Source organism: Aminobacter sp. P4_D5, from assembly GCF_056401815.1.
The window spans coordinates 1-961 of sequence record NZ_JBFUIP010000457.1; the positions used below are offsets into that span (position 1 = coordinate 1).

Here is a 961-nt window from a genome sequence, read left to right on the forward strand (position 1 = left end):
GCCAGGGCCCGCTCTGGGCCACGCTGTGGCTCGCGCTGGCCGATCTGCTCATCATGGGCCTGCTGCTGCTGCTGGCGCGCCGACGGCACGACCCCGTGGCGCACGAGGCGCTCATGTTGCGCCGGCAGAGCCTGGCCGAGCTGCGCGCCATCTCGCCGATGGACGAGGCACTCAGCCTCGTGCGCTGGCGCTGGGCAGCGGAGATCGGCGCGGCAGTCGTGGAGCAGTTCCTCCGGCGACGGCGGTAGCAACCCGGCCGGCCTGCAGGGCGCGGCGCTGCTCAGTCAGCCCCGTATCAGCAGGCTTCTCGGGAGCCGGGTCTACAACGACCGGAACGAGGCGATCGGTGAAGTGGAGGAGGTGCTGCTAGCCCCGCCTGCCACCCCGGCGACGCCTTCCTCCCTGGGGCCCGTCGCCCTCATCCAGGTGGGCGGCTTCCTGGGGCTGGCCGGGCGCCTCGTCTCCGTGCTGCTCGGCGATCTCCGTTGGAACGCGGAGCGCGAGCGCATCACCATGCCGAGCGCCACCAAGGAAGCGTTGCGTGCCCGCCCGGCCTTCGACTACGGGATACTGCGCAACCCGTGAGGGCGACGCCGCTGGCCACCGATTCGCTGCACCCTGCACCTTCGCCCGGTAACCCCGCTGCGGCAAAGGCATTGGACGCCGCCAAGGCGGCAGAGGTCGCGGCCGCGCCGCAGGAGAGCTACTGGGCGCAGGCCTGGTCGGTCGCGACCTCGGACCAGATCTCGCTGGTCGCGGCGGGCTGCGCCTTCTACGCCATGCTCGCGCTCTTTCCGGCCATTTCGCTCTGCATCGCTTTCTACGGCGTCTGGTTCAACCTCGACACGATCGAACCCCAGCTTGCCGTGCTCAACCGCCTCCTGCCGGAGGACAGCTACGACCTCATCGCCGAGCGTGTGCATCATCTGGTCTCGGGACCGGCGCAGGCGCTGGGCTGGGG

Annotated in this window: 3 protein-coding genes; all 3 read left to right on the forward strand. The window is 70.8% G+C overall.

From position 1 onward, the window contains the following. Nucleotides 1-248: hypothetical protein (locus AC1DWF_RS32715; RefSeq protein ID WP_476842674.1), on the forward strand; the 248-nt coding region annotated here is incomplete at its 5' end. Nucleotides 249-351: 103 nt separating this feature from the next. After that, complete coding sequence (locus AC1DWF_RS32720) at nt 352-585, forward strand: hypothetical protein (protein WP_476842675.1); 234 nt, start codon at nt 352-354, stop codon at nt 583-585. A gap of 71 nt (nt 586-656) precedes the next feature. Next, the coding region (locus AC1DWF_RS32725; protein WP_476842676.1) for a YhjD/YihY/BrkB family envelope integrity protein at nt 657-961 on the forward strand (305 nt) is incomplete at its 3' end.